22 protein-coding genes and 2 pseudogenes are annotated in these 24,512 nt (G+C 39.0%); 19 read left to right on the top strand and 5 right to left on the bottom strand.

The annotated features are described in order from the left end of the window. Positions 1-9: 9 nt before the first annotated feature. From RGF10_RS20820 to RGF10_RS20740, 17 genes and pseudogenes are all read left to right on the top strand, one after another. Positions 10-961, top strand: a pseudogene (locus tag RGF10_RS20820) (branched-chain amino acid ABC transporter permease). Further along, on the top strand, positions 961-1,743 hold the full coding sequence (locus RGF10_RS20815; protein ID WP_318505464.1) for an ABC transporter ATP-binding protein: 783 nt from the start codon (positions 961-963) through the stop codon (positions 1,741-1,743). The pseudogene RGF10_RS20820 and the gene RGF10_RS20815 overlap by 1 nt, the downstream one beginning before the upstream one ends. After that, positions 1,736-2,444: pseudogene (locus tag RGF10_RS20810) on the top strand (ABC transporter ATP-binding protein). The gene RGF10_RS20815 and the pseudogene RGF10_RS20810 overlap by 8 nt, the downstream one beginning before the upstream one ends. A 534-nt stretch (positions 2,445-2,978) precedes the next feature. Then, the gene (locus RGF10_RS20805) at positions 2,979-3,440 is read left to right on the top strand and encodes a MarR family winged helix-turn-helix transcriptional regulator (RefSeq protein ID WP_318505462.1); all 462 of its coding nucleotides are present in this window, start codon (positions 2,979-2,981) and stop codon (positions 3,438-3,440) included. A 3-nt stretch (positions 3,441-3,443) separates the two neighbouring features. Then, complete coding sequence (locus RGF10_RS20800; protein ID WP_318505460.1) at positions 3,444-6,554, top strand: MMPL family transporter; 3,111 nt, start codon at positions 3,444-3,446, stop codon at positions 6,552-6,554. A gap of 355 nt (positions 6,555-6,909) precedes the next feature. After that, positions 6,910-7,998, top strand: a complete 1,089-nt coding sequence (locus tag RGF10_RS20795; RefSeq protein ID WP_318505458.1) for a hypothetical protein — start codon at positions 6,910-6,912, stop codon at positions 7,996-7,998. Next, a complete protein-coding gene (locus RGF10_RS20790; protein WP_318505456.1) occupies positions 7,985-10,153 on the top strand; it encodes a molybdopterin oxidoreductase family protein in 2,169 nt (722 codons plus the stop codon). The genes RGF10_RS20795 and RGF10_RS20790 overlap by 14 nt, the downstream gene beginning before the upstream one ends. Next, a complete protein-coding gene (locus RGF10_RS20785) occupies positions 10,154-10,714 on the top strand; it encodes a 4Fe-4S dicluster domain-containing protein (protein ID WP_318505455.1) in 561 nt (186 codons plus the stop codon). 12 nt (positions 10,715-10,726) lie between these two features. After that, positions 10,727-11,251 (top strand): Rieske (2Fe-2S) protein, encoded by a 525-nt coding sequence (locus RGF10_RS20780; RefSeq protein WP_318505453.1) that lies wholly within the window; start codon positions 10,727-10,729, stop codon positions 11,249-11,251. Further along, the gene (locus RGF10_RS20775) at positions 11,241-11,432 is read left to right on the top strand and encodes a hypothetical protein (protein ID WP_318505451.1); all 192 of its coding nucleotides are present in this window, start codon (positions 11,241-11,243) and stop codon (positions 11,430-11,432) included. Before RGF10_RS20780 ends, RGF10_RS20775 begins: the two co-directional genes overlap by 11 nt. A gap of 3 nt (positions 11,433-11,435) precedes the next feature. Beyond that, positions 11,436-11,753, top strand: a complete 318-nt coding sequence (locus RGF10_RS20770) for a hypothetical protein (RefSeq protein WP_318505448.1) — start codon at positions 11,436-11,438, stop codon at positions 11,751-11,753. Positions 11,754-11,806: 53 nt separating this feature from the next. Then, entirely contained in the window at positions 11,807-12,019 is a 213-nt protein-coding gene (locus tag RGF10_RS20765) for a hypothetical protein (RefSeq protein WP_318505446.1), read from the top strand. Continuing rightward, the gene (locus RGF10_RS20760) at positions 12,019-13,320 is read left to right on the top strand and encodes an MFS transporter (protein WP_318505444.1); all 1,302 of its coding nucleotides are present in this window, start codon (positions 12,019-12,021) and stop codon (positions 13,318-13,320) included. The genes RGF10_RS20765 and RGF10_RS20760 overlap by 1 nt, the downstream gene beginning before the upstream one ends. 71 nt (positions 13,321-13,391) lie before the next feature. Continuing rightward, the gene (locus tag RGF10_RS20755; RefSeq protein WP_318505441.1) at positions 13,392-14,045 is read left to right on the top strand and encodes a sensor histidine kinase; all 654 of its coding nucleotides are present in this window, start codon (positions 13,392-13,394) and stop codon (positions 14,043-14,045) included. Positions 14,046-14,086: 41 nt separating this feature from the next. Further along, positions 14,087-14,740 (top strand): response regulator transcription factor, encoded by a 654-nt coding sequence (locus RGF10_RS20750; RefSeq protein ID WP_318505439.1) that lies wholly within the window; start codon positions 14,087-14,089, stop codon positions 14,738-14,740. Between the two features lie 15 nt (positions 14,741-14,755). Beyond that, a complete protein-coding gene (locus RGF10_RS20745) occupies positions 14,756-15,229 on the top strand; it encodes a GAF domain-containing protein (protein WP_318505437.1) in 474 nt (157 codons plus the stop codon). 11 nt (positions 15,230-15,240) lie between these two features. Continuing rightward, on the top strand, positions 15,241-16,032 hold the full coding sequence (locus RGF10_RS20740; protein ID WP_318505435.1) for a sensor histidine kinase: 792 nt from the start codon (positions 15,241-15,243) through the stop codon (positions 16,030-16,032). 51 nt (positions 16,033-16,083) lie between these two features. On the opposite strand, the gene RGF10_RS20735 is transcribed toward RGF10_RS20740, so the two are convergent. From RGF10_RS20735 to RGF10_RS20725, 3 genes are read right to left on the bottom strand one after another with little or no spacing between them, the layout of a single operon-like run. Next, entirely contained in the window at positions 16,084-17,190 is a 1,107-nt protein-coding gene (locus RGF10_RS20735; protein WP_318505433.1) for a GerAB/ArcD/ProY family transporter, read from the bottom strand. Positions 17,191-17,200: 10 nt separating this feature from the next. Next, on the bottom strand, positions 17,201-18,397 hold the full coding sequence (locus RGF10_RS20730; RefSeq protein ID WP_318505431.1) for a Ger(x)C family spore germination protein: 1,197 nt from the start codon (positions 18,395-18,397) through the stop codon (positions 17,201-17,203). Positions 18,398-18,399: 2 nt separating this feature from the next. Further along, on the bottom strand, positions 18,400-20,073 hold the full coding sequence (locus RGF10_RS20725; protein WP_318505430.1) for a spore germination protein: 1,674 nt from the start codon (positions 20,071-20,073) through the stop codon (positions 18,400-18,402). A 121-nt stretch (positions 20,074-20,194) separates the two neighbouring features. Between RGF10_RS20725 and RGF10_RS20720 the strand changes: the two genes are divergently transcribed. Then, positions 20,195-20,395, top strand: coding sequence for a hypothetical protein (locus RGF10_RS20720; protein ID WP_318505428.1), 201 nt, complete (start codon positions 20,195-20,197; stop codon positions 20,393-20,395). 44 nt (positions 20,396-20,439) lie between these two features. Here the strand turns inward: RGF10_RS20720 and RGF10_RS20715 are convergent, their stop codons facing one another. Then, positions 20,440-22,290, bottom strand: a complete 1,851-nt coding sequence (locus RGF10_RS20715) for an MASE3 domain-containing protein (protein WP_318505426.1) — start codon at positions 22,288-22,290, stop codon at positions 20,440-20,442. A gap of 315 nt (positions 22,291-22,605) precedes the next feature. Between RGF10_RS20715 and ytvI the strand changes: the two genes are divergently transcribed. Next, entirely contained in the window at positions 22,606-23,637 is a 1,032-nt protein-coding gene (gene ytvI / locus RGF10_RS20710; protein ID WP_318505423.1) for a sporulation integral membrane protein YtvI, read from the top strand. A gap of 232 nt (positions 23,638-23,869) precedes the next feature. Here ytvI and RGF10_RS20705 read toward each other — a convergent pair whose 3' ends face one another. Next, positions 23,870-24,445 (bottom strand): YitT family protein, encoded by a 576-nt coding sequence (locus RGF10_RS20705; protein ID WP_318505421.1) that lies wholly within the window; start codon positions 24,443-24,445, stop codon positions 23,870-23,872. Positions 24,446-24,512: the final 67 nt, after the last annotated feature.

Genomic DNA, 24,512 nt, shown 5'->3' with positions numbered 1-24,512 from the left:
GGAGAACATATGACTTCAATCAGACGAACAAAAGGTTTTTGGCTGTCAATTCTAATGGCGGTTATTGTATATTTTGTAGTTCAGTTTTTAATTAATGGAGCATACCTTAATTCATTTCATGTGAATACATTGTACACGATTGCGATTAATATCATGCTAGCGGTAAGTTTGCATCTTATTATCGGGATTACGGGTCAGTTTTCAATCGGACATGCTGGATTTTTAGCTGTTGGTGCTTATTCATCGGCGATTATTACAATGAAGTTGGGTCTTCCCTTTCCACTTGCATTACTAGTAGGGGGACTTGCAGCAGCGGTTGCAGGACTTATCATCGGAATTCCGAGCTTACGTCTTAAAGGTGACTACCTTGCCATCGCAACACTTGGTTTTGGGGAAATTGTGCGGATCACGTTGCTAAACATACCTTATGTCGGTGGCGCTGCTGGAATGCAGGTATCCCATTTAACGTCTTGGACTTGGGTGTTCATTTGTGTTTTAGCTACGCTAGTGGTGATTACAAACTTTACAAATTCAACTCATGGCCGCGCGTGTATATCGATTCGTGAGAACGAAATTGCTGCAGATGCAATGGGGATTAATACCACTTATTATAAAGTTATTGCATTTGCGATTGGGGCCTTTTTTGCCGGAGTTGCGGGTGGACTTTATGCCCACAACTTTTATATTATCCAGCCAACGAACTTTAGCTTCTTGAAGTCCTTTGATATTTTAATTTTTGTAGTATTAGGTGGCTTAGGCAGCATGTCAGGGTCTGTAATCGCAGCGATTCTATTAACTTTCGTCTCTACCTTCCTACAGGAATATCCTGAGACTCGAATGATTATTTATAGCTTTGTGCTGATTGTTATGATGCTGTATCGTCCAACCAGGTTTACTTGGAACAAAAGAGTTAACCTCATTCTTTAAAAAACAGAAAGCGGTTGAAGGGGGGGCCAAGTAATGACGAAACCATTATTAAAAGTTGAACAGGTTGGTATTCAATTTGGAGGCTTAAAAGCAGTCTCCAATACCAATGCTGTATTGAATCAAGGGGAATTGGTTGGCTTAATCGGGCCGAATGGTGCTGGTAAAACAACCTTCTTCAATTTGCTAACAGGCGTTTATGTGCCGACAGAAGGGGCCATCACGTTAAATGGTGAACGTTTAAATGGTTTAAAGCCATTTCAGATAACGAGAAAAGGGATCAGTCGGACATTCCAAAATATTCGGTTGTTTGATGAGCTTTCCGTCCTTGATAATGTTAAGGTCGCCTACCATTCAAATGCAAAGCATGGAATCTTCAGCTCCATTTTCCGACTTCCGAATCATTTTAAAGGTGAGCAGGAAATGGAAGCTCAAGCACTTGAATTTTTAAAAATCTTTAATCTTGAAGGCTATCGTGATGAAAAAGCAAAAAATCTTCCATATGGACAACAAAGAAGATTAGAAATTGCTAGAGCCCTCGCTGCTAAGCCACAGCTTTTGTTACTAGACGAGCCAGCCGCGGGAATGAATCCTCAAGAAACTCATGAGTTAATGAATTTAATTTCTTTTATAAGAGAGAAATTCAACTTAACGGTTCTCCTGATTGAACACGATATGCAGCTTGTTATGGGTGTTTGTGAACGAATTTATGTACTTGACCATGGACAGTTAATTGCTGAGGGCACACCAGAAGAGATTCGCAATAATCCAAAAGTCATCGAGGCATATCTTGGAGAGGAGGTCCCAGCAAATGCTTAAAGTTGATAATATTAATGTATACTACGGAAATATTCAAGCATTAAAGGGTGTTTCCTTAGAAATTAATCAAGGTGAAATTGTTACTTTAATCGGTGCAAACGGTGCTGGTAAAAGTACGCTTTTAAAAACAATCTCAGGGCTTCTAAAACCGAAGCAAGGGGAATTGGTTTACGAGAATGCATCGATTGCAGGTAAGCCAGCTCAAGCGATCGTAAAAAGAGGAATCTCGCACGTACCCGGAAGGACGGCGCGTATTTTCCAATATGAGTGTCGAAGAAAATCTAGAACTAGGTGCATTCCTCCGAAATGATAAGGCAGGAATTCAAGAGGATTTTGAAAAGGTATTTCAATTATTTCCTCGTTTAAAGGAGCGCCAGAAGCAGCTTTCCGGAACCTTATCTGGTGGGGAGCAGCAAATGCTCGCCATGGGTCGAGCACTGATGGCACGACCAAAGCTGTTGTTGCTAGACGAGCCTTCAATGGGGCTTGCACCAATTTTAGTTAAAACGATTTTTGATATAATTAAACAAATTAATAAAGATGGTACGACGATTTTGTTAGTAGAACAAAATGCAAACATGGCTCTGTCGATTGCACATCGTGCGTATGTTATTGAGACGGGCCGAGTCATATTATCTGGTACGGCAGAAGAGCTTAATGCCAGCGATCAAATTAAAAAGGCATACTTGGGTGGACATTAAAATAGTTGAAAAGGTCAGCGAATTTTGCTGACCTTTTTAAATTTTTGTAATAAAGAAGTGTATTGATTTTTGTGCACCCTGTTGATTGGAGTGGAAGGTGCGAAGACTCCTGCGGGAGCAGTGGGACAGGTGAGACCCCGCAAGCGCAAAAGCGCTGAGGAGAAGGAAAAGCGGAAGCGGCTTGCCAAGGGGCGACAGGCATAAGACGAGCCGTCAAGAAGGTCGTTCTTTGACCTTCTTGACGGATTGGCTTATGACCCCGAGCCCCTAGCCGCTGCAGCTAGACAGGCTCACCGCCCACCCCGCGGAAAGCGAAGCACCTGGAACGGAAATCAACCGGCTATTTGGCATGAAAAAAATTGCCGAGAAAAAATACCCTTTCTCGGCAATCTGGTCAGCAAATTTTGCTGGCCTTTATTACGTTTATTGAAAGATAAATTTGGCTATCAAAACGGCTTGACTTAAGAATTTCCGGATGTAATATAGTTAAACACGTGAACTATTCAATTATTAAACTATTATGGATGTGAGCCGATGACGAATGAGTACATTCAAGAATTAATTGACCGATATATCCGTGTGTCTTTTTCTGTTACGAAAAAAGCTGAATTCTTGATTAAGGACCAAATTGGCAATGATTTGACCTATGATCAGCATTTTACTTTGCGTTATATCAAAAAAAGACAGAGGTGTACCTCAACAGAATTAGCTGAGGTGTTTGTTGTCAACAAAAGTGCCGTAACAGCTATTATTACAAGACTATTCGATAAGGGATTAATACAGAGAACGCGTGACGAAGATGATCGTCGAGTTGTGTACTTAACCTTAACCGATGCAGGGGAAGCCTTATTTAATCAGTGTGAGCTGCGTGTCCATAATCTAGTCGAAGGGATTATGACGCAGTTTAATGACGAGGAAATTCGTTCTTTTATTAACACATATGAAAAACTAGAAAAATTATTACATGATCTCAAGGAAGAAAGACAGGGAGAGTAAAGTATGAGAGCGATTGTAAAAGGTAAATGGTTTGTATTGTTTGCATGGATTGCTGTTGTTGCGGTTCTGATGATGTCAGCTCCAAACATGGAGAATCTGGTCCGTGAAAAAGGGGAGCTTGTTGTACCAGAAGGCTATTCCTCCTCACTGGCAAATGAAATTACGAAGGAAATCCAGGATGGAAATGAATCACAGGTGGCGTTAGTTTTCCATGGAAAGGAAAAACTAACAAAAAGTGAATTAGCAGAAGCCAAAAAAGCAATTAATTTATTAGAAAAAAATAAAAAAAAGCTTGGGATAACGGAAATTCTGTCGCATTTTAAGGAAGAATCACTCAAGGATCAGCTCGTATCTGAGGATGGTACGACGATATTAACCTCGATCAAGGTTGATATGGGAGATCGTGACGATAAAGAAGTATCCGAGGCTCTTTATAGCACATTAAAAGATATCAAACTAGAACACTATTATACTAGTAGTTGGCTAGTTAGCGAGGATTTAAATACAAATGCACAGGAAGGGTTAAAGAAAACCGAGGGAATTACCGTTGTCTTTATTTTAGTCGTTCTTCTCTTAGTTTTCCGTTCGATTATTGCACCAATTGTGCCATTAATAACAGTTGGCTTCACTTATTTAGCGTCACAATCGATCGTCGCTTTCTTAGTAGATAAAGTGAATTTTCCGATTTCCTCCTATACACAAATCTTTTTAGTGGCGGTGTTATTTGGGATTGGAACGGACTATAGTATTTTACTTTTAAGTAGATTTAAAGAAGAAATGGCGAATCATGAGAGCATTACCGATGCGATTGTGGAAACCTTTCGAACCGCGGGCAAGACTGTCTATTTTAGTGGTTTAGCCGTTATGGTCGGCTTCTCAGCGATTGGATTATCGACGTTTAAACTCTATCAATCTGCCGCTGCTGTTGCAGTTGGTGTCGCCTTATTATTAGTGGCTTTATCAACGATTGTTCCATTTTTTATGGCTGTGCTTGGTCGAAAGCTGTTTTGGCCGTCTAAAGGGACACTTGAACATAAGGACAGTAAGATTTGGGAAGTTGTTGGCCGATTTGCTTTGGCAAAGCCTATTGTTTCTTTACTGATTGTTGCAGCTATTACTGTTCCATTTCTAGTGACCTATGATGGTACGCTTTCCTATAATTCTTTAACTGAAGTAGGCGATAAAGCAAATTCAATCAAAGCTTTTAACATGATTGCAGACGGATTTGGTCCTGGGCAAGCGATGCCGGCAAAAATTGTGATTAAAAATGACGATAAGATGGACAGTACTGAATATATCACCTTAGCTGAAAAAATCAGTCAGGATTTGTCTAAGCTAGATGGAGTTGATTCGATTCGTTCTGTCACAAGACCAGTTGGGGAGCAGTTAAAAGATTTATTTGTCGCAAAGCAAGCAGGCACCCTTCAGGAAGGGATTGCGAAAGGAAATGACGGGATTAAGAAGATTAGTGACGGTCTGAGCGAGGCAGAATCGGAGCTGACTAATTCCCAGCCTAAGCTTGAGCAAGCGACCTCAGGGATTGGTGAATTGGTGACAGGTACAACGAAGCTACAGGATGGAATGGGTCAGCTTCAAAATGGATTGACGCAAATTGAAGCTGGAATCCGTAAAGGATCCGTTGGCTCAGGTGAACTAAAGAAAGGTATGCAGGAGCTGAAAACAAATGCTGAGCAGCTAGCAGCTGGAAGTGAGAGGCTGTTGCAAGGCTATCAGGATGTACAGACTGGTATTTCCACAATGCTTGGAAAATACAAAGAAGTTGCAGGCGGCTTGAAGGGACTTTCAGATGGGCTCGCTTCAACAAATGGGCATTTTGCGAACCTTGAGCAAAAATATCCTGAGCTTCAAGGTGATCTAGAAGACTACCAAACACTTAAAGGAATCGTTCAATATTCACAAGGAGCATCGAGTCAGCTCTATGATGGTATCAATGAATTAAATAACCATTTAGCAGGTGCCGAAGACGGTATAAAGGTTGCGAATGATAATTTTTCAAAGCTTTTAGAAGGACAGAAGCAGCTTAATGTAGCGATGGGGCAAATTATTAGTGGACTTGACCAGCTCCAACAAGGGATGGATGCAGCGGCTAATGGCCAAGGTCAAGTAATTGGCAATGTTTCGCAGTTTACCAATGGTTTATCTGCCGTTAATGGTGGTCAGCAGCAGCTATTAGATGGCTTTTCAGGTCTAGGTGGACAAATGACGCAATTAACAAATGGACTTGATCAAAGTGTAACAGGATTAAATCAAGTTCATGATGGCTTAAACTCTGCAAATGAATATCTATCCGACTTGGCTAAATCAGATGAGAGCGTATCTGGTATGTACATTCCAGCTGAAGTACTGGAAAGTAAGGATTTTGAGCAAGTTCTTAATACTTATTTTTCAGAGGATCGCAAGGTGATGACCCTGGATGTAGTATTTAGTGAGAATCCTTATTCTAATCAGGCGATGAGCCAAATTGATGATATTAAGGAAACGGTCAAAAAGGCAGTGAAAGAAACAAAGCTGGAGAATGCAACGATTGCCGTTGGTGGAATTACGAGCACAAATACTGATTTGAGTAAAATTTCTAGTGACGATTACTCGCGAACCGTTGTCTTAATGCTAGTCGGTATTGCGATTATTTTGATCATTATGCTTCGTTCATTTGTGATGCCGTTGTATTTAATAGCTTCGTTAATTATTACCTACTATTCAGCGATGGGGATTACTGAAGCCATCTTTATGAATGGATTAGGCTATGACGGGATTAGCTGGGCCGTCCCATTCTTTGCATTTGTAATCCTCGTTGCACTAGGGATCGATTATAGTATTTTCCTAATGGATCGCTTCAAAGAATATCGTGATATGTCTGTTAGTGAAGCGATGCTCTTATCAATGAAAAAAATGGGGACGGTTATAATTTCTGCCGCGATTATTCTCGGTGGTACATTTGCTGCAATGATGCCGGCAGGTGTTATGTCCTTGCTGCAAATTGCGACGATTGTGCTAATAGGATTATTCCTTTATGCGTTCGTTATTTTACCGCTATTTGTGCCAGTTATGGCGAAATTGTTTGGTAAAGCAAATTGGTGGCCGTTTATTAAATAAGCATTTTGTGTAAAGACAGTCTATCCGGGTGAACTGGATGGGCTGTTTTTTATTGTTATCGAAGTTTATCCTCCTAAACTCGAAATTTATCCAGCTTATTCAGTTAATATCTATCTACGCCACAATATTGTCACATAATATCTCCCGCCTATTCGATCTCTGGCACTATGCAAAAACCATATATATCAAGCCTTTGGAGGTAGTCAAATTGACTTGTGTCTAATCATTGAACGAATAAGTTCCAATTAGGGGAGTTCTGACGATATGATAGGGAGTTTCCCTGATGTCTGATGAACAGTCCTGACACGTAAAATAAAGCATAAGTTAAAGGGCAATTTTTTAGGGAGGACTTAAAATGCAGGAAAATATTTCTACTACAACACCAAAACAACAGGTACAGTCATTCGAGAATGCATTTGCATCACATTTTGCAAAATCGATGTTTTTAACCGTTGTGGGTCTAGTGATTTTGGTTTTTATCGGGACTAGAATGTTTACGCATATTGACTTGAATTTGTATGGATATATGGTTGGAACAATCGTGTTTATCGGCGGGTTCTTTTACCGTTTTATCGCATGGGGCGAGAGACCACCAACAAAAATGATCATAAAAAAAGGACTTAAACTTTTGTTCAGAAAATCGACACCTAAGACATCAGTCGAGCATTTAGCAACATACAATTTCATTTGGAATAGGGGAATTTACCGATGGACTCAGCACGTATTAATTGGCTGGGGCTGTGTTCTATCCTGTTTCGTCACTTTTCCGCTTGTATTTGGGTGGATGTACTTCACGATGGCGGAAAATGGTTATTACACGATTGTGGCAATGGGTGTGGATGTTATGACCATCAAAGCTGATGGGATTATCGGATTCCTGTCTTATAATGCGTTAAACATTACTGCCATGATGGTGATTGCTGGAGTTTCCATGGCGCTTTATCGTCGCTTGAAAAATATGCAAGCACGTGCTGAACAAAACTTTATTTATGATTTTATACCGCTTTACCTATTACTATTCATCTCTATTACAGGACTATTACTTACATTTATGAATGTATTCTTACATGGTTGGGGTCAGCCAGTCATGTCACTTGTTCATCAATTTTCGGTCGTTGTTACGCTCATTTACCTTCCGTTCGGAAAGCTTGCACACATTCCATTCCGTCCAATGAGTGTGCTTGCACGTAACTATCGAGAGCATTATGCCGAGCAAGCAATGAAAGAGTGTAAGGTTTGTGGTGATCATTTTGTATCGAATGAACAATCACAGGATGTCATTCAAGTATTGGGCATAAACGAAATTGAATTTAAAACAAACGAAGGTGTACATCTTGCAGAGTTGTGCTTACCATGTCGAAGAAAATATCGGATTGCACAGTTTTCAGGGATTCCGACCCATCAAGTGAAGGTCAAGGAGGCAAACCAAAATGCAAAGGGATAAGTTTTTTAAAGAAATTGAAAACGTTATTCATCCAGGCGAAAAATTAGTTAAAACACACTGTAGTTATTGTGGTATGCAGTGTGGGATGAATTTACGTGTTGATACAGCAACAAACAAAATTATCGGTGTTGAGCCGCGTTACGAATGGCCAGTGAACGTCGGGAAAATGTGTCCCAAAGGGGTTACAGCCTATCAGCAAACGAACCATCAGGATCGCCTGTTAAAACCATTGATTCGTGATAACGCGGCATTAAAAGGAACGAAAGATGGTTTCCGTGAAGCAACGTGGGAAGAAGCTTATGACTTGATCACAAAACGTTTCCAACAGCTCCAGAAGGATTATGGAAAAGATTCGCTTAGTGTATACAGCGGTGTATCCATGACAAATGAAAAATGTTATTTAACAGGGAAATTTGCCCGTGTTGGCTTGCAGACGCGCTATATCGACTACAATGGTCGTTTCTGTATGTCAAGTGCTGCTGGTGGTTTCATGCGCAGCTTTGGTGTTGATCGCGGTTCAACTCTTCCTTGGACTGATCTTCATGAAACGGATTGTTTGTTTATCGCCGGAAGTAATACCGCAGAATGTCACCCAACTTCGATGTTCCGGATTTGGGCTGTTCAGGAGCGAGGGGGCTATTTAATCGTCGCAGATCCGCGTGAAACACCGATTGCGAGACGTGCTGATATTCATCTTGATCTTAAGCCGGGAACAGATTTAGCACTGGCAAATGGAATCCTAAATTTATTAATTCAAAATGGATATGCTGATGAAGACTTTGTGAATAACCACACAAATGGATTTGAAGAAACGAAGGAACTAGTAAAACAATTCACGCCTGAATATACGAGTGAATTGACAGGAGTAGCAGCTGAGAAAATTATCAAAGCTGCAGAGATTTATGGGAAAGCACCAAATGCGATTGTCATGTTTGCCCGTGGGATTGAGCAACAGCATAAGGGTGTAGATAATGTCTCTGGATACACGAACTTAGCGCTTGTGACCGGGAAAATTGGTCGTCCGAAAGCAGGAGTCGCCACTTTCACTGGTCAAGGGAACGGACAAGGTGGCCGGGAGCACGGACAAAAAGCGGATGCTCTTCCAGGCTATCGTAAAATTACGAATCCAAAGCATGTCGAAGAGGTATGTAAGGTTTGGGGAATTACACCTGAAGAAATGCCGAAAGAAGGGGTTTCAGCTTACGAAATGTTTGAACTGATGGAACAAAAGACGATTCGTGGACTTTACCTATTGTGCTCAAACCCAGCTGTTTCCGCACCGAATTTAAATTATGTGCGTGAGCAAATGAAAAATCTCGACTTTATGGTTTGTGTTGATTTCTATTTATCAGAATCAGCAGAATTTGCCGATGTAGTCCTACCAACTACAACCTGGTCGGAAGATGAAGGAACTGTAACCAATCTAGAAGGGCGCATTATAAAAATCAATAAAGCGCAGGAGCCGCTAGGAGAATCAAAACCTGACTGGCAAATCCAAGTCGAGTTAAGTGAACGTCTTGGTAGAGGAACTTACTTCTCCCATCTTAAAACGGCGAAGGATGTGGCAGATGAGTTTCGCTTGGCATCAAAAGGTGGCTATGCCGATTACTTCGGTGCAACATGGGATAAAATCGATGCTCAAGAGGGTGTCTTCTGGCCATGTAAAGATGAAGATGACAAAGGTACACCACATATGTTCCTAGATAAAAAATTCTACCATCCTGATGGAAAGGCGAAAATCTGTGCTCTACCATATCGTCCACCAGCAGAAGAACCGGATGATCAATATCCTATCCGCTTAACGACGGGACGTGTTGTATACCACTACTTATCAGGTAACCAAACAAGAAGAATTCCATTTTTACGAGACATGTGCCCAGAGCCATATGTAGAAGTACATCCGGAAATAGCTGCAAAATATAACATTGAACATGAAGAAATCGTTCGTCTCTATACTCGCCGTGGTGAAGCAAATTACAAAGTGAAAATTACGGAAGCGATTCGTAAAGATACTGTATTTGTTCCTTATCATTTCGGACATGAACAATCGATCAACCTATTAACCATTCCTGCACTAGACCCAATGTCAAGGATGCCGGAATTTAAAGCGTGTGCTGCACAGATTGAAAAACTAGAACTAAAGAAGGTGCAATAAATGAAGAAGAGGCTCTATATTGAACTGGACAATTGTATTGGCTGCCGTTCTTGTTTAGCGGGCTGTACACAGTGTGGAGGTCACGAACAGCGCAATCGTAACTATGTGTATGACGTCAATCCGCTCGTCAATCGGCAAACGATGCCTCTTATGTGCCTTCACTGTGTGAACCCAGCGTGTGCAAGGAGCTGTCCGGCACAAGCGATTCAAATTCATGAGACAGGTGCGGTACTATCAGCTCTAGTTGAAAAATGTATTGGCTGTCAAAACTGTACGATTGCTTGTCCATATGGAATACCAAAATTTGATACCGAACAAAATTTAATGTACAAATGTGACCTGTGTATCGATCGAACAAAGGATGGAATACCGCCAATGTGTGCTAGTGTTTGTCCTACCAACACACTTCAATGGTTAACGGATGAAGAGATTGACAATAAGCGCCAAGCTTTTAACTTGGATAATGGCAAGTGGGTAACTAGCGCGCCATATTTGGAAAATGAAACAAACGTCAGAGTAAATCTTCCTGGTATCTTGCAGGGAATTACAAAATTGTTTTAGGAGGGATTATTGATGAATGATAAAAATAATAAAATCCCATTCAACGAAGATAACTATACCCATAATATAAATCGAAATAATGAACGTAAGCTTGACCGCCGAGGTTTTATGAAAACCTTGGTCGGTGCAGCAGGATTATTTGCCGTATCCTCGCTTCCATGGGGAGCATTAGCGGCAAAAGAACTAAACGGTCTTGAGGAAAAAGAATACCCAAATAAAAAGATTACAGATATTAGTTCGTTAGAGGTTGGTGATTCAATAGATTTTAAATTTCCAGGTGAACATGATGATGCTATTTTAATTCGTCTTTCTGAAGACAAGTATGTTGCGTATCAAAACGCCTGTACCCATTTGCGCTGTCCAGTTTTTTGGGTAAAAGAAGATGGTGAAATGATTTGTCCTTGTCATCACGGTAAATTTGATGTAGAGACGGGTGCCCCAACTGCCGGACCGCCAAGACGACCATTACCTGAAATTCAAGTAAAAGTAGAAAAGGGTGCGGTTTTTGCCGTGAAGGTGAGACGTTATGAAGCATAATATTCTTGGTGTTGCTTTACTATGCAGTATTTTGATGCTCAATATTGTTTTTACTCAATACATGGTCCATCAATATTTTTATCAACACTATACGAATGCTCTCATTTCTTGCATCATCAATTTAGTTTTATTCCCAACTGCGATTTATATTTACCGATGGGACCAAAAACGGAAGGCGTGATTCATGATGAACAATGAGACCTATCTTGATTTTTGTTTTATCAGAAAATCAACAGGTAATTTTGTAACGGAAATAGATGAAATGCTTACGAAACTGTTTAAAGGGGTAAAGGTGAACTGGTACTTAGAAGAAAAAAGCTTAGAGGATGCGGAAATGGTTGTGGCTGAGGTAAAAGGGATGAGTCATTGGCGCTCTGAAGAAGAAACCCTTAACTTTCTTGAGGAGCATGGTGGAAGCCAATTTTGGGAGTATTTACAGGGCTACAAAATGTTTATTTATCCAGTCACGATGAGAGGATGTAACAGCTGTGGGACACATTAAGATAGAAGAGCTTCAGACATTTGTGAGTGTCCCTGTCGAAGTTGCAATTGTAGATGTTTCCAGGTAGTGAACGAGCTCCATTTGTTAACAAAACAATCAATAAAATAGAAATGTGCCCAGATGGAACCCATGTGCGATTTTATTTTAATGATTTTCATTTCTTTGCAGTTCCAATTGGAGCCGATACGACAGAAAGTTCAAGTGAGTGGTCGGCATTTGATGCGGATAGCGAGCTGCGATATATCATTAGGAAGGTGAGAAAATAATGAATAACAGAATTACAAATTGGAATCCAGAGGAAGAACAGTTTTGGAAAGCCGAAGGGAAAAAACACGCCACACGCAATCTATGGATTTCCGTTCCGGCATTAATGATGGCGTTTATCGTTTGGCAAATTTGGTCAGTCGTTGCCATTCGGTTAAATGATGTAGGGTTCTCTTTTACAGAAGGACAATTATTTACTTTAGCAGCCCTACCAGGCTTAGTTGGGGCAACAATGCGTTTCTTCTATACGTTTGGCGTTGGAAAATTCGGTGGACGTAACTTTACAGTTTTTTCAACCGCAGTCCTATTGATTCCGGCTATTGGAATTGGTTTAGCTGTCCAAAATCCAGATACACCTTATTCAGTGATGCTACTATTAGCAGGTTTATGTGGCCTTGGAGGCGGAAACTTTTCATCATCCTCTTCAAATATTAGTTTCTTTTTTCCGAAAAAAGAAAAAGGGACGGCACTTGGTATTAATGGTGGATTAGGAAATATGGGCGTATCCGTTGTTCAATTTGTTACACCGCTCATTATTACATCAGGCTCTTTTGCTTTTCTTGGCGAAGGAAAGACTATCGCCAGTGGAGATACAATTTGGCTTCATAATGCTGCATTCATTTGGGTTATTCCCATTATCATCATAACCATTGCTGCTTATTTTGGAATGGATAATTTACCTGGAACAAAACAATCATTAGCACAACAATTTGTTATTGTAAAACGCAAGCATACTTGGATTATGACTTGGCTCTATGTAGCAACCTTTGGTTCTTTTATCGGCTATTCTGCTGCATTTCCATTATTATTAAAATCGCAGTTTCCGGAGCATGCTTCCCTTGCGTTTTTAGGAGCATTTTTGGCAGCAGCGTCTCGTCCAATCGGGGGCTGGATTTCTGATAAAATTGGTGGAGCACGTTTAACTGCCTATGTTCTTGTTATTATGGGAATTGGGGCAATGGGAGTTATCTATTTCTTAGGTGACAAACAATGGGGAGGCTTTTTAACTTCATTCCTAATTTTATTTGTTGCAGCAGGACTAGGATCAGGGTCAACGTTCCAAATGATCCCATCCATTTTTCCACCTAAGGAAGCAGCGCCGGTTATCGGCTTTACTGCAGCCTTTGCAGCCTATGGCTCGTTCTTAATTCCAAAGCTATTTGGTTGGTCAATTAATGCAACAGGAACTTATGCAACAGCATTTTACTTCTTTATTGCTTTTTATATTATCTCATTTGGTTTAAACTGGTTTTATTATCAACGTAACGCAGGAAAGCAAAAGGTCCTTGCAAAAGTATCATAATTTTTATTAAATCAATTTGCTAGGGATGCCCATTGTGTTCCTTTATTAAGACAAGAATTGGAGGAGATGAAATGGAGAACATCCCAGCAAATGAAGTTTCTTCTTATATTATTAAGTCCCAGGAAGAGGAGATGAAGCGGGTTGCCTTGGAGCTTCATGAAGGGGTAGGCCAAACATTATACAGCATTTATACTGGTTTACAGGTAATCGAAACCGGGATACCACAACCAGCGATGAAAAAGTATGTAAATGATATGGCTGAGCTTTTAGAAAAAACAATTCAGGAAATCCGTTTTTTTTCCGTAGAGCTTTACCCGCCAACCTTAACATCATTAGGACTTGTTGCCGCATTAAAAAACTATGTTAAATTATATATATCAACGTTTGGGATTGAAGTAGACGTAAAATGTCATGGCAAAGAGGTTACTTTACCTGAACATAAGAAAATTATTCTTTTTAGAGTTTGTCAGGAAGCGTTAGCCAATATTGCCAAATATGCTGATACTTCGAATGCAAAGATTACTTTTTTTTGGACGGATCAAGATGTCACAATTGAAATCATTGATTTCGGTCAGGGCTTTTCGTTACAGGAAAAAGAGGATGTTTCCTTTGGGCTCGCTTCTATGAAGGAAAGAATGAAAATCGTTGAAGGGAATTGCATGATCACATCGGAAATAGGTAAGGGAACAACTGTGCAAATCCATTTGGAATTCAAAGTAAAATGAATCTGTACTAAATAAAGAAATTTCAGAATGGGGGAGTAAACTTGATAAAAATATTACTAGTTGATGATCATGCTGTTGTGCGCATGGGATTAACAATGCTCCTAAATAACCATCCTGATATGACAGTGATTGGTGAGGCAACTGAGGGGAATGAAGGAATTAAAAAAGCCCTTTCATTAAAACCAGATGTTGTCATTATGGATTTAAGTATGCCGCATGGGAAGGATGGTCTAGCCGCAACAGCAGAGTTAATTCAACAAATGCCTCAGTTGGCCATCCTAATATTAACTATGCATGATGATGAAGAGTATTTATTTAGAGCTATCCAAGCAGGTGCTTCTGGTTGTATTTTAAAAAGTGCACCACAGGATGAACTAATCGCGGCAATTCAATCTGTAGCAGAGGGAAATGCCTATCTCCATCCTTCGGCAACAAAGAAGCTGATTACGGAGTATATGGAAACATTGAAGCTATCGAACATGGATTCCTACAGTCTCCTTTCGGTTCGCGAAAAAGAAGTGTTAACTCTTATTGCAAAAGGATATTCCAATAAGGAAATCGCCGAAATGCTGACAATAAGTGTTAAGACAGTAGAAACTCACAAAGGAAACTTAATGGAAAAGCTGCAAATGAAGACAAGACCTGAACTTGTTGCTTATGCACTTAAAAAGGGGCTGCTTGGATATGGAATGTAAAGGGGCCGAACAACAATGGTAGGAGAAAGACAGGATCAACGATTTGTACAGGCGTGTAATACACTAATGAAAGAAATAAACTGTGATTTTGTCGGACTGGCGATTCAAAACCAAAAAGGACCTAATATTCGTTGGCATTATGCAGCAGGTAATGAAAACGAAAAATACAAAAGGATAACAGTTCGTTATGGAAAAGGGCTTGCTGGAAAGATAATTTTGACAGGGAGTCCGATGAGTATAAACAATTTTCCTGATAATATACCAGGTAAGGCAACTGAGTATCCAATTATGCTGGCTGAAAAACTAGTCACTTCCTATGGTGTTCCGATTTTATGCAAAGGTTCTCCAAAGGGGGTTTTGCTCGTTGGGCGCAGAAATGCATCCCCATTTCAAGAAGCAGACCAACAGATCGTCCAAGCTGTAGCTTGTGATATGGAGGAACTTCTAAATGATTTGTTAATCTGTAATTGTGAGACAAGCTTGAGTTAGGAGGTCTTTTGGTGAATAGGTTTGATCCTGGGGAGAAGATAAACAATCAGTCTCCTAGTTCAAATGAAAATCCTAGTCCTTTAGAGGATCATTCATTTGATGAAGAGTTCAAAAAATTAGAGCAAGAAATTTTGGCTTTAAAAGGAATTCTTGAAAATGAAAGAGCATTACGTTCAGATTTACAATCTGAAGTGAAAAACCTTACAATAAAAGCAATTGAAGTACAGGAAGAAGAGCGAAAAAGAATATCGCGCAACCTCCATGATGGGTTAGGGCAAAACTTATATAGCCATTTGATCACGATTAATCTTTTGCAATCACAGGTTTGTCATCCATTAATTGAACAAATTGAGCAAGAGGCTTCGCAATTAATTGAAGAAGTACGAGAAATCTCTTGGGAGCTTCGTCCGTCAGTGCTTGATGATTTAGGTTTAATCCCTGCGATCCGTTCCTTTATCGGTAGATATACGAATTATTCTCAAATCAAAGTCCATTTTACATATAACTTGCAGCAGAGGTTCCCGATTCATATCGATTTAACGATCTACCGGATTATCCAGGAGGCACTTACAAATATCCGCAAATATGCAGAGGTTGAAGAAGCTTGGGTCTCGATTATGGAATATGATCAGTATGTCAATGTGACCATTGTGGATGAGGGAAAGGGATTTGATCCAACTAAGCATTCAAAGGGTGTTGGTCTTTCAAGTATGGAAGAAAGAGCCCGTGCGGTTGGCGGAGTGTTTCAGCTCCATTCTGTACCAGGTCTTGGAACAAAAATCTTATTAGACATACCACGATAAGGCAGACTTCTCAGAGTAAATGACATTTTGGGAAGTCTGCTTTTTATTGGTCTAGCTCGCTTGGACGGCCTTTTTGATTTTTCTTTTAAAGATAAATCCCAGCAACCACATCATAGCGGGAAGTAAAATGGCAATCGTTAAAGAAAGTGTAATCCAATTCGTTTCTAAAAAATACAAAGCACGGCGATGATCACTTACAATATAATAGGCGAACGCGCTTAAGATAACAGATACAATCGGGATCAGCTTACGATAGTCCTTTCCACCTACTATCTTCTGAAGGGCGATAGAGGCGCAAAACATCGTCATCATGATTTGTGTTAAGCTTGAGAGGGCAAAAAAAGCAATCATTATCATCTCATACCGATGTAGAAAAATACCAATATGAGCACTTCTAGCCATTTGCATACAGGATACAATATATTGACCGGCCACCTCTGAAGTTAGAACACTGGCCTCAAGTATTGGCCACATAATAACAAACATTCCGCTATAAGCACTACCATATACACCCGCATTCCTCCATTTTTGAGGATCCTTTACATGTGGGAGAATAAGGGCAGTCATCATTGTGGCCAGTGCCCAATCTGCATTATGATGCCGACTCGCCCAAAGAATCTTTGGCAATCCAGATTGGAAGGTTGGCATAAGCTCACGAATATCAAACTCCCCTATTGAACCAAGCAATAATAATATATTTAATGCTAGGATTGAGAATACACCTAATAGTGCCATCCTCGAGATAACCTCTATTCCATAAAAAATTCCAAGTGAACCAACAATCATCGCCGCAATAATAAATAGGAACGTTGGAGCTTCAGGAAGGAAATAGTCCTTTAAATGATAGACGAATGTAATCATTACAATACTATAAGCTAGTAAAAAAAAGAAAAAGATAATGATTCCGACCACTTTTTCTGCAAATTTTCCAAGCAACACACCACTTTGCTCGATTAAATCTCTATCAGGCATTCTCCGAATCGTGACAATGGTAATATACATGAAAACGATTCCCTGAAGGACAGAAAAACCGGTAGAAAGCCACATATCATTACCGACTTCACGAGATATCGAGCCTTGCGTTAAGCCAATTGCTTTAGCATAGATCATATTAATAATTAAACCCATTAACATTCCGTTCGATATTTGAACTTTCATTCCTTGTCCCTCATTTGTTTTCCTTTGTTGGTTGATAAAGCAAGGCAGTATCCTCAATTTTTACTTTTACAGATGTTTTAATTGATACGGTCTGAAATTCCTGTTCCCAACGGGGCTTGAGCTTCATCCACTCGCTTGGATACTTGTTATTAAACACTTTTCCTAGCTCTAACACATCGGATTTAAACTCCTTTTGTGTCCTGTGAATGACGTTGTCTATCTCACCCTTTAATTCTGCTTCAAGTGCCCTTTCTAATTTTTCCATTTTTGATTTATCTTGGAGTGAAAGGGGACAACCTGATTCCACCATTCTATAGTCACTTTTCATTTTTACATTAAAGCTAGGTTTCCCATTTTTATAAGAAGGAGTTACCTTGAAAGTGTAGTGTTTAAGCTCAAGACTTACTTTATTTTGGGTATCCTGTGGGCAACGTATAGCTAACATACCCGATTGAACCTTTTCAATAAATGGGAGGAGACCGCGTGTTTCTTTCCAGTTAAGGGTGCCTACTAGTTTATCACCTTTAAAAATGCCTGTCCCTGCAAGTTGGATTTGTTTTATTCCACCTTGTTGGCCTGGTTTCTTATTGGAAATTCCTCGTTCTATTAGTTTTATTCTGGCTAATACAGGTTGCGTGCTTTCACTTAAATAGGCAGACTGCAAATCAATCATTTGAGTTTGAGGAGCCTGTGAGGAAATTTTACTGTATCGAAACAGTTTATCCATTGCTTCACCTGAAATGACTTCTAAGCCTGTCATTGTTGATAAAATATTACTAGCTTTATTAGGAGTAACAACAACCCAAGTTCTCATTCTAACTTCAGGATTTCGTGTGAAAAAATCAATAATATCACTTATTCCCTCTTTTGCTAAATCTTCATTAATGACAATAATATAATTGTGGGCCCAAAAAACTCGTCGAGTCGAAAAGGTAGAAAGGTTTCGAATCGCAGCAAAAATCGTTTCTCCCTCTGACCTTGCAGACCAAATGGGATCGCCTGTATTTCCTGCAGGTGCGCCTGTTTGCCCTCTTGCATCTGCAGGTCGAGCAATTTGAACCGTGACGGCTATTTTCCCATTCTTCCCTTTATCAAGGCCAACCGCCATTACAAGCGCAAGTTCGTTAATCTCTCTTTTCCCAACGCATCCACTTAAAAGTAAAGTTAAAATGAGGCCAATAAATAGCCACCTTTTACTGGTTCTCATCCTTATTTCCTCCAAGTACGTTTTCGAAGTTTCGCTGTTTTTTTAAACAAGCTATTTTTCGGTGAGGATTTTTTTTCTTCCTGTAATTTTTGATTGTTATTGTTATTTTGTTCCTGTGCTTGTGTTGCTTGTTCTCCGTCAAGTGGAGGTTTTGGAGTCAAATGATCACCCACACGATCAGTATTGTTTCCGTTGGCAAGCTGGGGAAGATGCTTCATACTCCACCAAGGAAAGCGAAGGATTGAATCCTTTTGATCAGCTGGCTGAAAGGGTGTGGCTGGTGCTAGGTACGATTCTCCAAACGAACGCAAAGACATAGCGTGTAAAGCCAAAATGGCAAAGATAACCGCAAATCCTAATAAGCCTAACGTACCAGAAGCAATTAACAGTGGAAATCGAATTAAGCGGATGGAAAAGGCTGCTGGTCCATTTGGGATGGCGAATGATGCTATCCCTGTCACGGCAACAACGATGACCATTGATGGTGAAACAATTCCCGCTTGAACGGCTGCTTGTCCAATGACTAATGAGCCTACAATGCTTACAGCTTGACCAATAGGTTTTGGCATTCGTAAACCTGCTTCTCTCATTAATTCAAAAGAGATTTCCATGATTAGAGCTTCAAGTAGAACAGGGAAGGGAATAACATCACGACCAGATGCAATCGTCAAAGCAAAGGGGGTCGGAATCATTTCCTGATGGAAGCTTACGAGCATGACGAAAACCGACGGTAACGTTAAACTTATTACGAATGCCAAAAATCGAATCATTCTAAAAAACGAACCGGCCATGTACCTTTCATAATAGTCATCGCTAGCTTGTAGTAACTGCCAAAAGTAGGTTGGAGCAATGAGAACAAAGGGAGTATTATCTGTAAAAATAGCTACTCTTCCTTCTAAAATAGCAGCAGCTACTTTATCTGGCCTCTCTGTACATTGAATGGTAGTAAAAGGTGAATAGGGAGCATCAGAAATTAATTCTTGTATATAGCCACTTTCGAGAATGGCATCAATTTTTATCCTGTTTAATCGGTTTTTTATCTCATCCACTAAGCCTTCCTTTACCGTTCCTTTTATATAAGCAATATTTACATCTGTTTTAGATTTAGTCCCGATTTGCATTCCTTCGATCCGAAATTGTGGATCGCGGATCCGTCTGCGGACTAATGCTGTGTTCGTCCGTATACTTTCGGAAAAACCATCTCTTGGTCCTCTAACAACCTGCTCTGTTTGTGGTTCATCAACACTACGGGTGTCCCAGCCACGCGTAGAGGAAACAAATGCTTTATCTGAGTGATCGATCATCAAAAGGGTATCCCCCGATAGAATCGCATCAATCCCATCAGATATTTTTGAAATTATTTTGAGCGAGGCTGTTTCCATAACAGTGTTTCTTAACACTTCAACAAATTTTGTAGGGTCATTGGCTTCATCCATTACGGGATGGATTTGATAAGCTTTGTATAATAACGATTTTATAAGTTTCTCAACTGCATCAGTATTTGCTAAGCCATCGGTATAAAAACAAGCCGCTTTAATTTTTTTCTGTGAATGAAAAATGATATCTCGCTGAGCAAGGTCAACACTTTTTTCAAGAATCTCACTTATCGTTGAAATATTATTTTCAAGGCTTAATTGAAATTGACCTTCAAGCTTCTTATTAGTCGTCTCATTCATCGGTACACTCCTAATAAAATGATTTCTCACATTCGTATAATATGGTTACCCAATTGATGGAAATGTATGAATAAAAATGTTGGGGGGACAATGAGAAAAAGAATGTAGGGTGAATGTAGTGATGGATTTTTATCATTGGTGGATATATAGGAATATATTAAATGCACAATGGTTTGTTTGGTCTGTTGTCATCTTTATATTTATTTTTAACTTTCTCGGTCCAGTATTAATGTGGTTAACCATTAATAGTAAACCACTTCCGTTCTTTACAAAAAAACAAAAGGATGAGGAAAAAATGAAACATACGTCCTCGGAAAAATAGCAGAAAAAGAAAAACAAGGTCGCCGTTGACCTTGTTCTTATCCATTATTCTGAATGTACAGGTAATGTTATTTTGAAGCTAGAGCCCTTACTGATGGTACTCGTTACATGAATCTTCCCATGATGTTGTTCAATGATTTTTTTACACATCATTAATCCAAGCCCATTTCCTTTTTCTTTCATCGTGAAAAATGGCTCACCCAATTTCTTTAATGCTTCCTCTGGAATCCCACAGCCATTATCGACAAATTCAATATCAATCCAATTCTGATCCTGTTCTGTAATCGTAATGGATAGTGTGCCTCCATTGGGCATTGCTTCAAAGGCATTTTTAATAAGGTTAATAAAGACCTGCTTCAGTTGATTTTTTTCGCAAAAAATGGGCTTAATTGTACCATTTTCTTTTACGGTAATCTCAACGCCATGCAACAGGGCTTGGGGTTGAAGTAGAGCTACTACCTGATAAATAATTGAAATGACATTTTCAGGATTAAACAAAAGCGATTGTGGTTTAGCCACTGCCATAAACTCATTCGTAATCTGTTCAATTCTGTCGACTTCTTCTAACATAAGCTTAATATAAACTTGGTTTTGCCTATCGGTATCATTTTGGATTAATTGAAGGAATCCCTTAAGGGTTGTTAGTGGGTTTCTAACCTCATGAGCTATTCCAGCAGCTAGCTCGCCTAGTACTCCAAGCTTTTCTGTGCTCCTAACCATTTCCTCCATTTGTTTTAATTTGGATATATCCGTTGCCGACCCAATAATTTCTGTGACCTTTCCTTCAGTAATTTTTGGCTTAAGAGCAAAAAATAAAGAAATATCGTTTATATCCATTTCAAATGTGACTTTTTGTCCAGAATTCCAGGCATGATGATAGTGATAAAGGAGAATTTCTGCATTGTCGGGTAGAATATCCTTAAGCTTTTTAGTTCTTATGTCAACAGGATCGATCCCGATTTTATGAAGGAGTTCACCATTACATAATGTATGGATAAAGTCATCTCCACGTTTAATAATTTTAAAAATAATCCCTTGCTGCTCAGAAATAATTTCATCAAGCTCTTGTCTGGCGCGTCTAATTTTTTCTTCGGCAATCTTATCTTCAGAGATTGTCGAAAAATAAAACCCTTTCATAATAAAGAAGAAGCCAATTACTTTAAAAAGGTGTCCAGTAACATTATCAAAATCATATATGCTATGATACATTGTAAAAATCAATTCAGAGAGTAAGAGAAAATAAAACGACAACATAACATAAAGGGCAGAGGTTTTTTTGGTTTTTCGATAAAGTGTAAAGTTAATGATGATTGAGACCAAATAAATAAAACTAACTATGTATTCTATCCCTTTTTTTATGATGGTCGTACCAGATCCCTCGATTACTGAAACCGGTAAGTTCTCTTCAAAATGGAATATGAAATAAGAGACGAGAAAGATAAACAACACAGATAGAATGGTTAATGGGACCCTCGGATCTTTTTTTAATCTTTTTTCAGGAAAGAGAATGATAAACATGATTAAGCTTGAACCTGTAAGTCTGCTAATAAGCCAAAACCAAATGGATTTATCGACTGAGCCCTCTGAAATAAAAAAAGGCATATCCTTAAATGATAACGTATGGAATAAATCTAGAATTCCGATGGTTAAGAAAACAAAGGATAAATACAATAAACGTCTCGATTTTGAATAAGAAAAAACCTTCCATCCGTAACTGAAAATTGTAATTGAAATAGAAATACTAAAAAATTCAAGGATGATATGTAGACTTGTATAGTATTTTGGGTGGTACATTGGAAAAAGATTTTGATGAAAAAAATGGAGCAATCCAAATAAGATAGCGCCAGTGGCGGCATATAAAATAATTTTTCGTTCAAAAGTATTAGGACTCTTCAATACAATCATCTCTTTCATCTATTTAAGTCATTAATAATTAACTTCGACCAGTTGTGTATGTATTTAAATTGTTATTATCATTTTTATAATATCTTCGCGAAACATGTCGGTCAATAAAGAATTTTCTAAATTGATTGATAAAACGAAAAATTGATCTTCATAAAAGGGAAATAGATAAGTTTTTCCCTTCTAAATAGGTCATACCCCTGCAAAGTATAGTAAAATAAAAAAGTAACAATAAAGGTGATCGATTCACATTAATTTAGACGATATAATGCCTCAGCTGAGGATAAAATAAGGAGCGTTATGCATTAAATGTGGAAAAAATGGACATTTATTACCATCGGGATTTTACTAGCAATTATTGTTCTACCCTATAGTTTGCCATTGATTTTTGCCCTAATTACAGCGGTTTTGCTTGAGGGCCTAGTTAAGTGGTTTAACGACAAATTACATCTAAGCCGACTTCAATCAGTTATTACGGTTTTTACTGGATATGTACTTATGCTTTTGGTGATAGGCTTTAATATGATTGCTATTATCACAACGCAAACAATCGCATTATCAGAAAAAACACCGACATTTGTTAAGGATTTTTATCGTTCAGTCATTCTGCCTTTAATGAAAAAGTGGGAATTTTATTCAAAAAGCCTTCCGAATGAAGTCATTTCGTCGATTGAAAAGACTGTAGAAAACTCTATTAATACACTAGATTCCTTTTTTCAAGGCCTAGTTCAATATATCATCAACATTTTAACCATTATTCCAGGTTTTTTAATTGAAGTGTTAATTTACTTAGTTGCATTATTTATGATTAGCTTAGAGTTACCAAAGCTTAAGGTGAAGCTAGAAAAATATCTAACCGATCAAACGAAGTTGAAGGTTTATGTGGTGACCACTGAATTAAGCAAAGCTGGAATTGGGTTTATTAAGGCGCAGATTATTTTAAGTGTCATTACCTTTATCATGGCTTTTGTGGGGCTGTCAATTTTACAGGTTTCCTATACAGCCGTACTTTCCCTGTTAATCGTTATTGTCGATATTTTGCCGATACTTGGTACGGGCTCTGTTTTAGTTCCTTGGGCAATCGTTGCGATCCTACAAGGAAATCACTTCCTCGGGATTGGTTTAATTGTATTATTCTTTGTTATTACCGTTGTAAGAAGAATTGTTGAGCCGAAGATTTATTCCAGCAGCTTAGGAATTTCGCCGCTTGCTGCGCTAATCAGTTTATATATAGGCTTTAAGCTTCTAGGATTGATTGGAGTCTTTATTGGACCAGCAATGGTCATCGTTTATGATACATTAAAAAAAGCCAATATTATCAAGATGAACTTTAAGTTTTAGGCTATGTTAAAGCTCAATGTTGATTTTTGGCACAATGTTGATTGGAGCGGAAGGTGCTCGACTCCTGCGGGAGCAGCGGGACTGGTGAGACCCCACAGGAGCGTTAGCGACGAGGAGGCTCACCGCCCGCCCCGCGGAAAGCGAGCACCTGGAGCGGAAATCAACGACAAAGATAACAGAGTCAAGATATAAAAAAGAGGCAGCCGATAACGGTTGCCTCTTTTCGTAAATTTTAATATGAAGACGTTGATTTCATGACTGTTAGTGAAGTCATTATTCCTACAAAAATAATCGTAATAAACGAGTATAAAAATTTCTCCAACCCAACAATATTCATTCCGCTAATAATCACTATTCCATCAATCATAAAAATTAACACACCCACATTGATCGAAATAAGTTTCCCAATTAGCTGAGCTAATAAATCAGTTCCACCTGTACTGGTTTTATAACGTAGCATTAAACCTATTCCACAGCCAACGAGGATTCCACCTAGAATAGAGCTCCAAACGATGCTCAAATAAAATTGGTCATTTACGAAGTCGAGCAGATCAATAAAAAGACAAGAAATAATTAAGCCATGTAAGCTATTGTAAAAAAATTGCCGATCATAATACCATGCCAATAAATAGAGGGGAATACTAAGAAGAATCATGCTTAAACCTGTTGGCCAGCCATAGTAATAATGAATAATGAGCCCAATCCCAATCATTCCACCATCAAGCAGATGATGAGGGACCAAAAATCCATTAATACCAAGTCCAATCAACAGGCTTCCAAAAAAAACTGCCATTGTTCTTTCCATCATGTAACATCACCCTAACTTGTCCTCTTATAATAATTATGATGATTTGGATTAAATAAGAAGTAATAGT

It is taken from the genome of Bacillus sp. T3, from assembly GCF_033449965.1.
Classification (GTDB): domain Bacteria; phylum Bacillota; class Bacilli; order Bacillales; family Cytobacillaceae; genus Bacillus_BU.
This window is presented reverse-complemented; position numbering and strand designations above follow the sequence as displayed.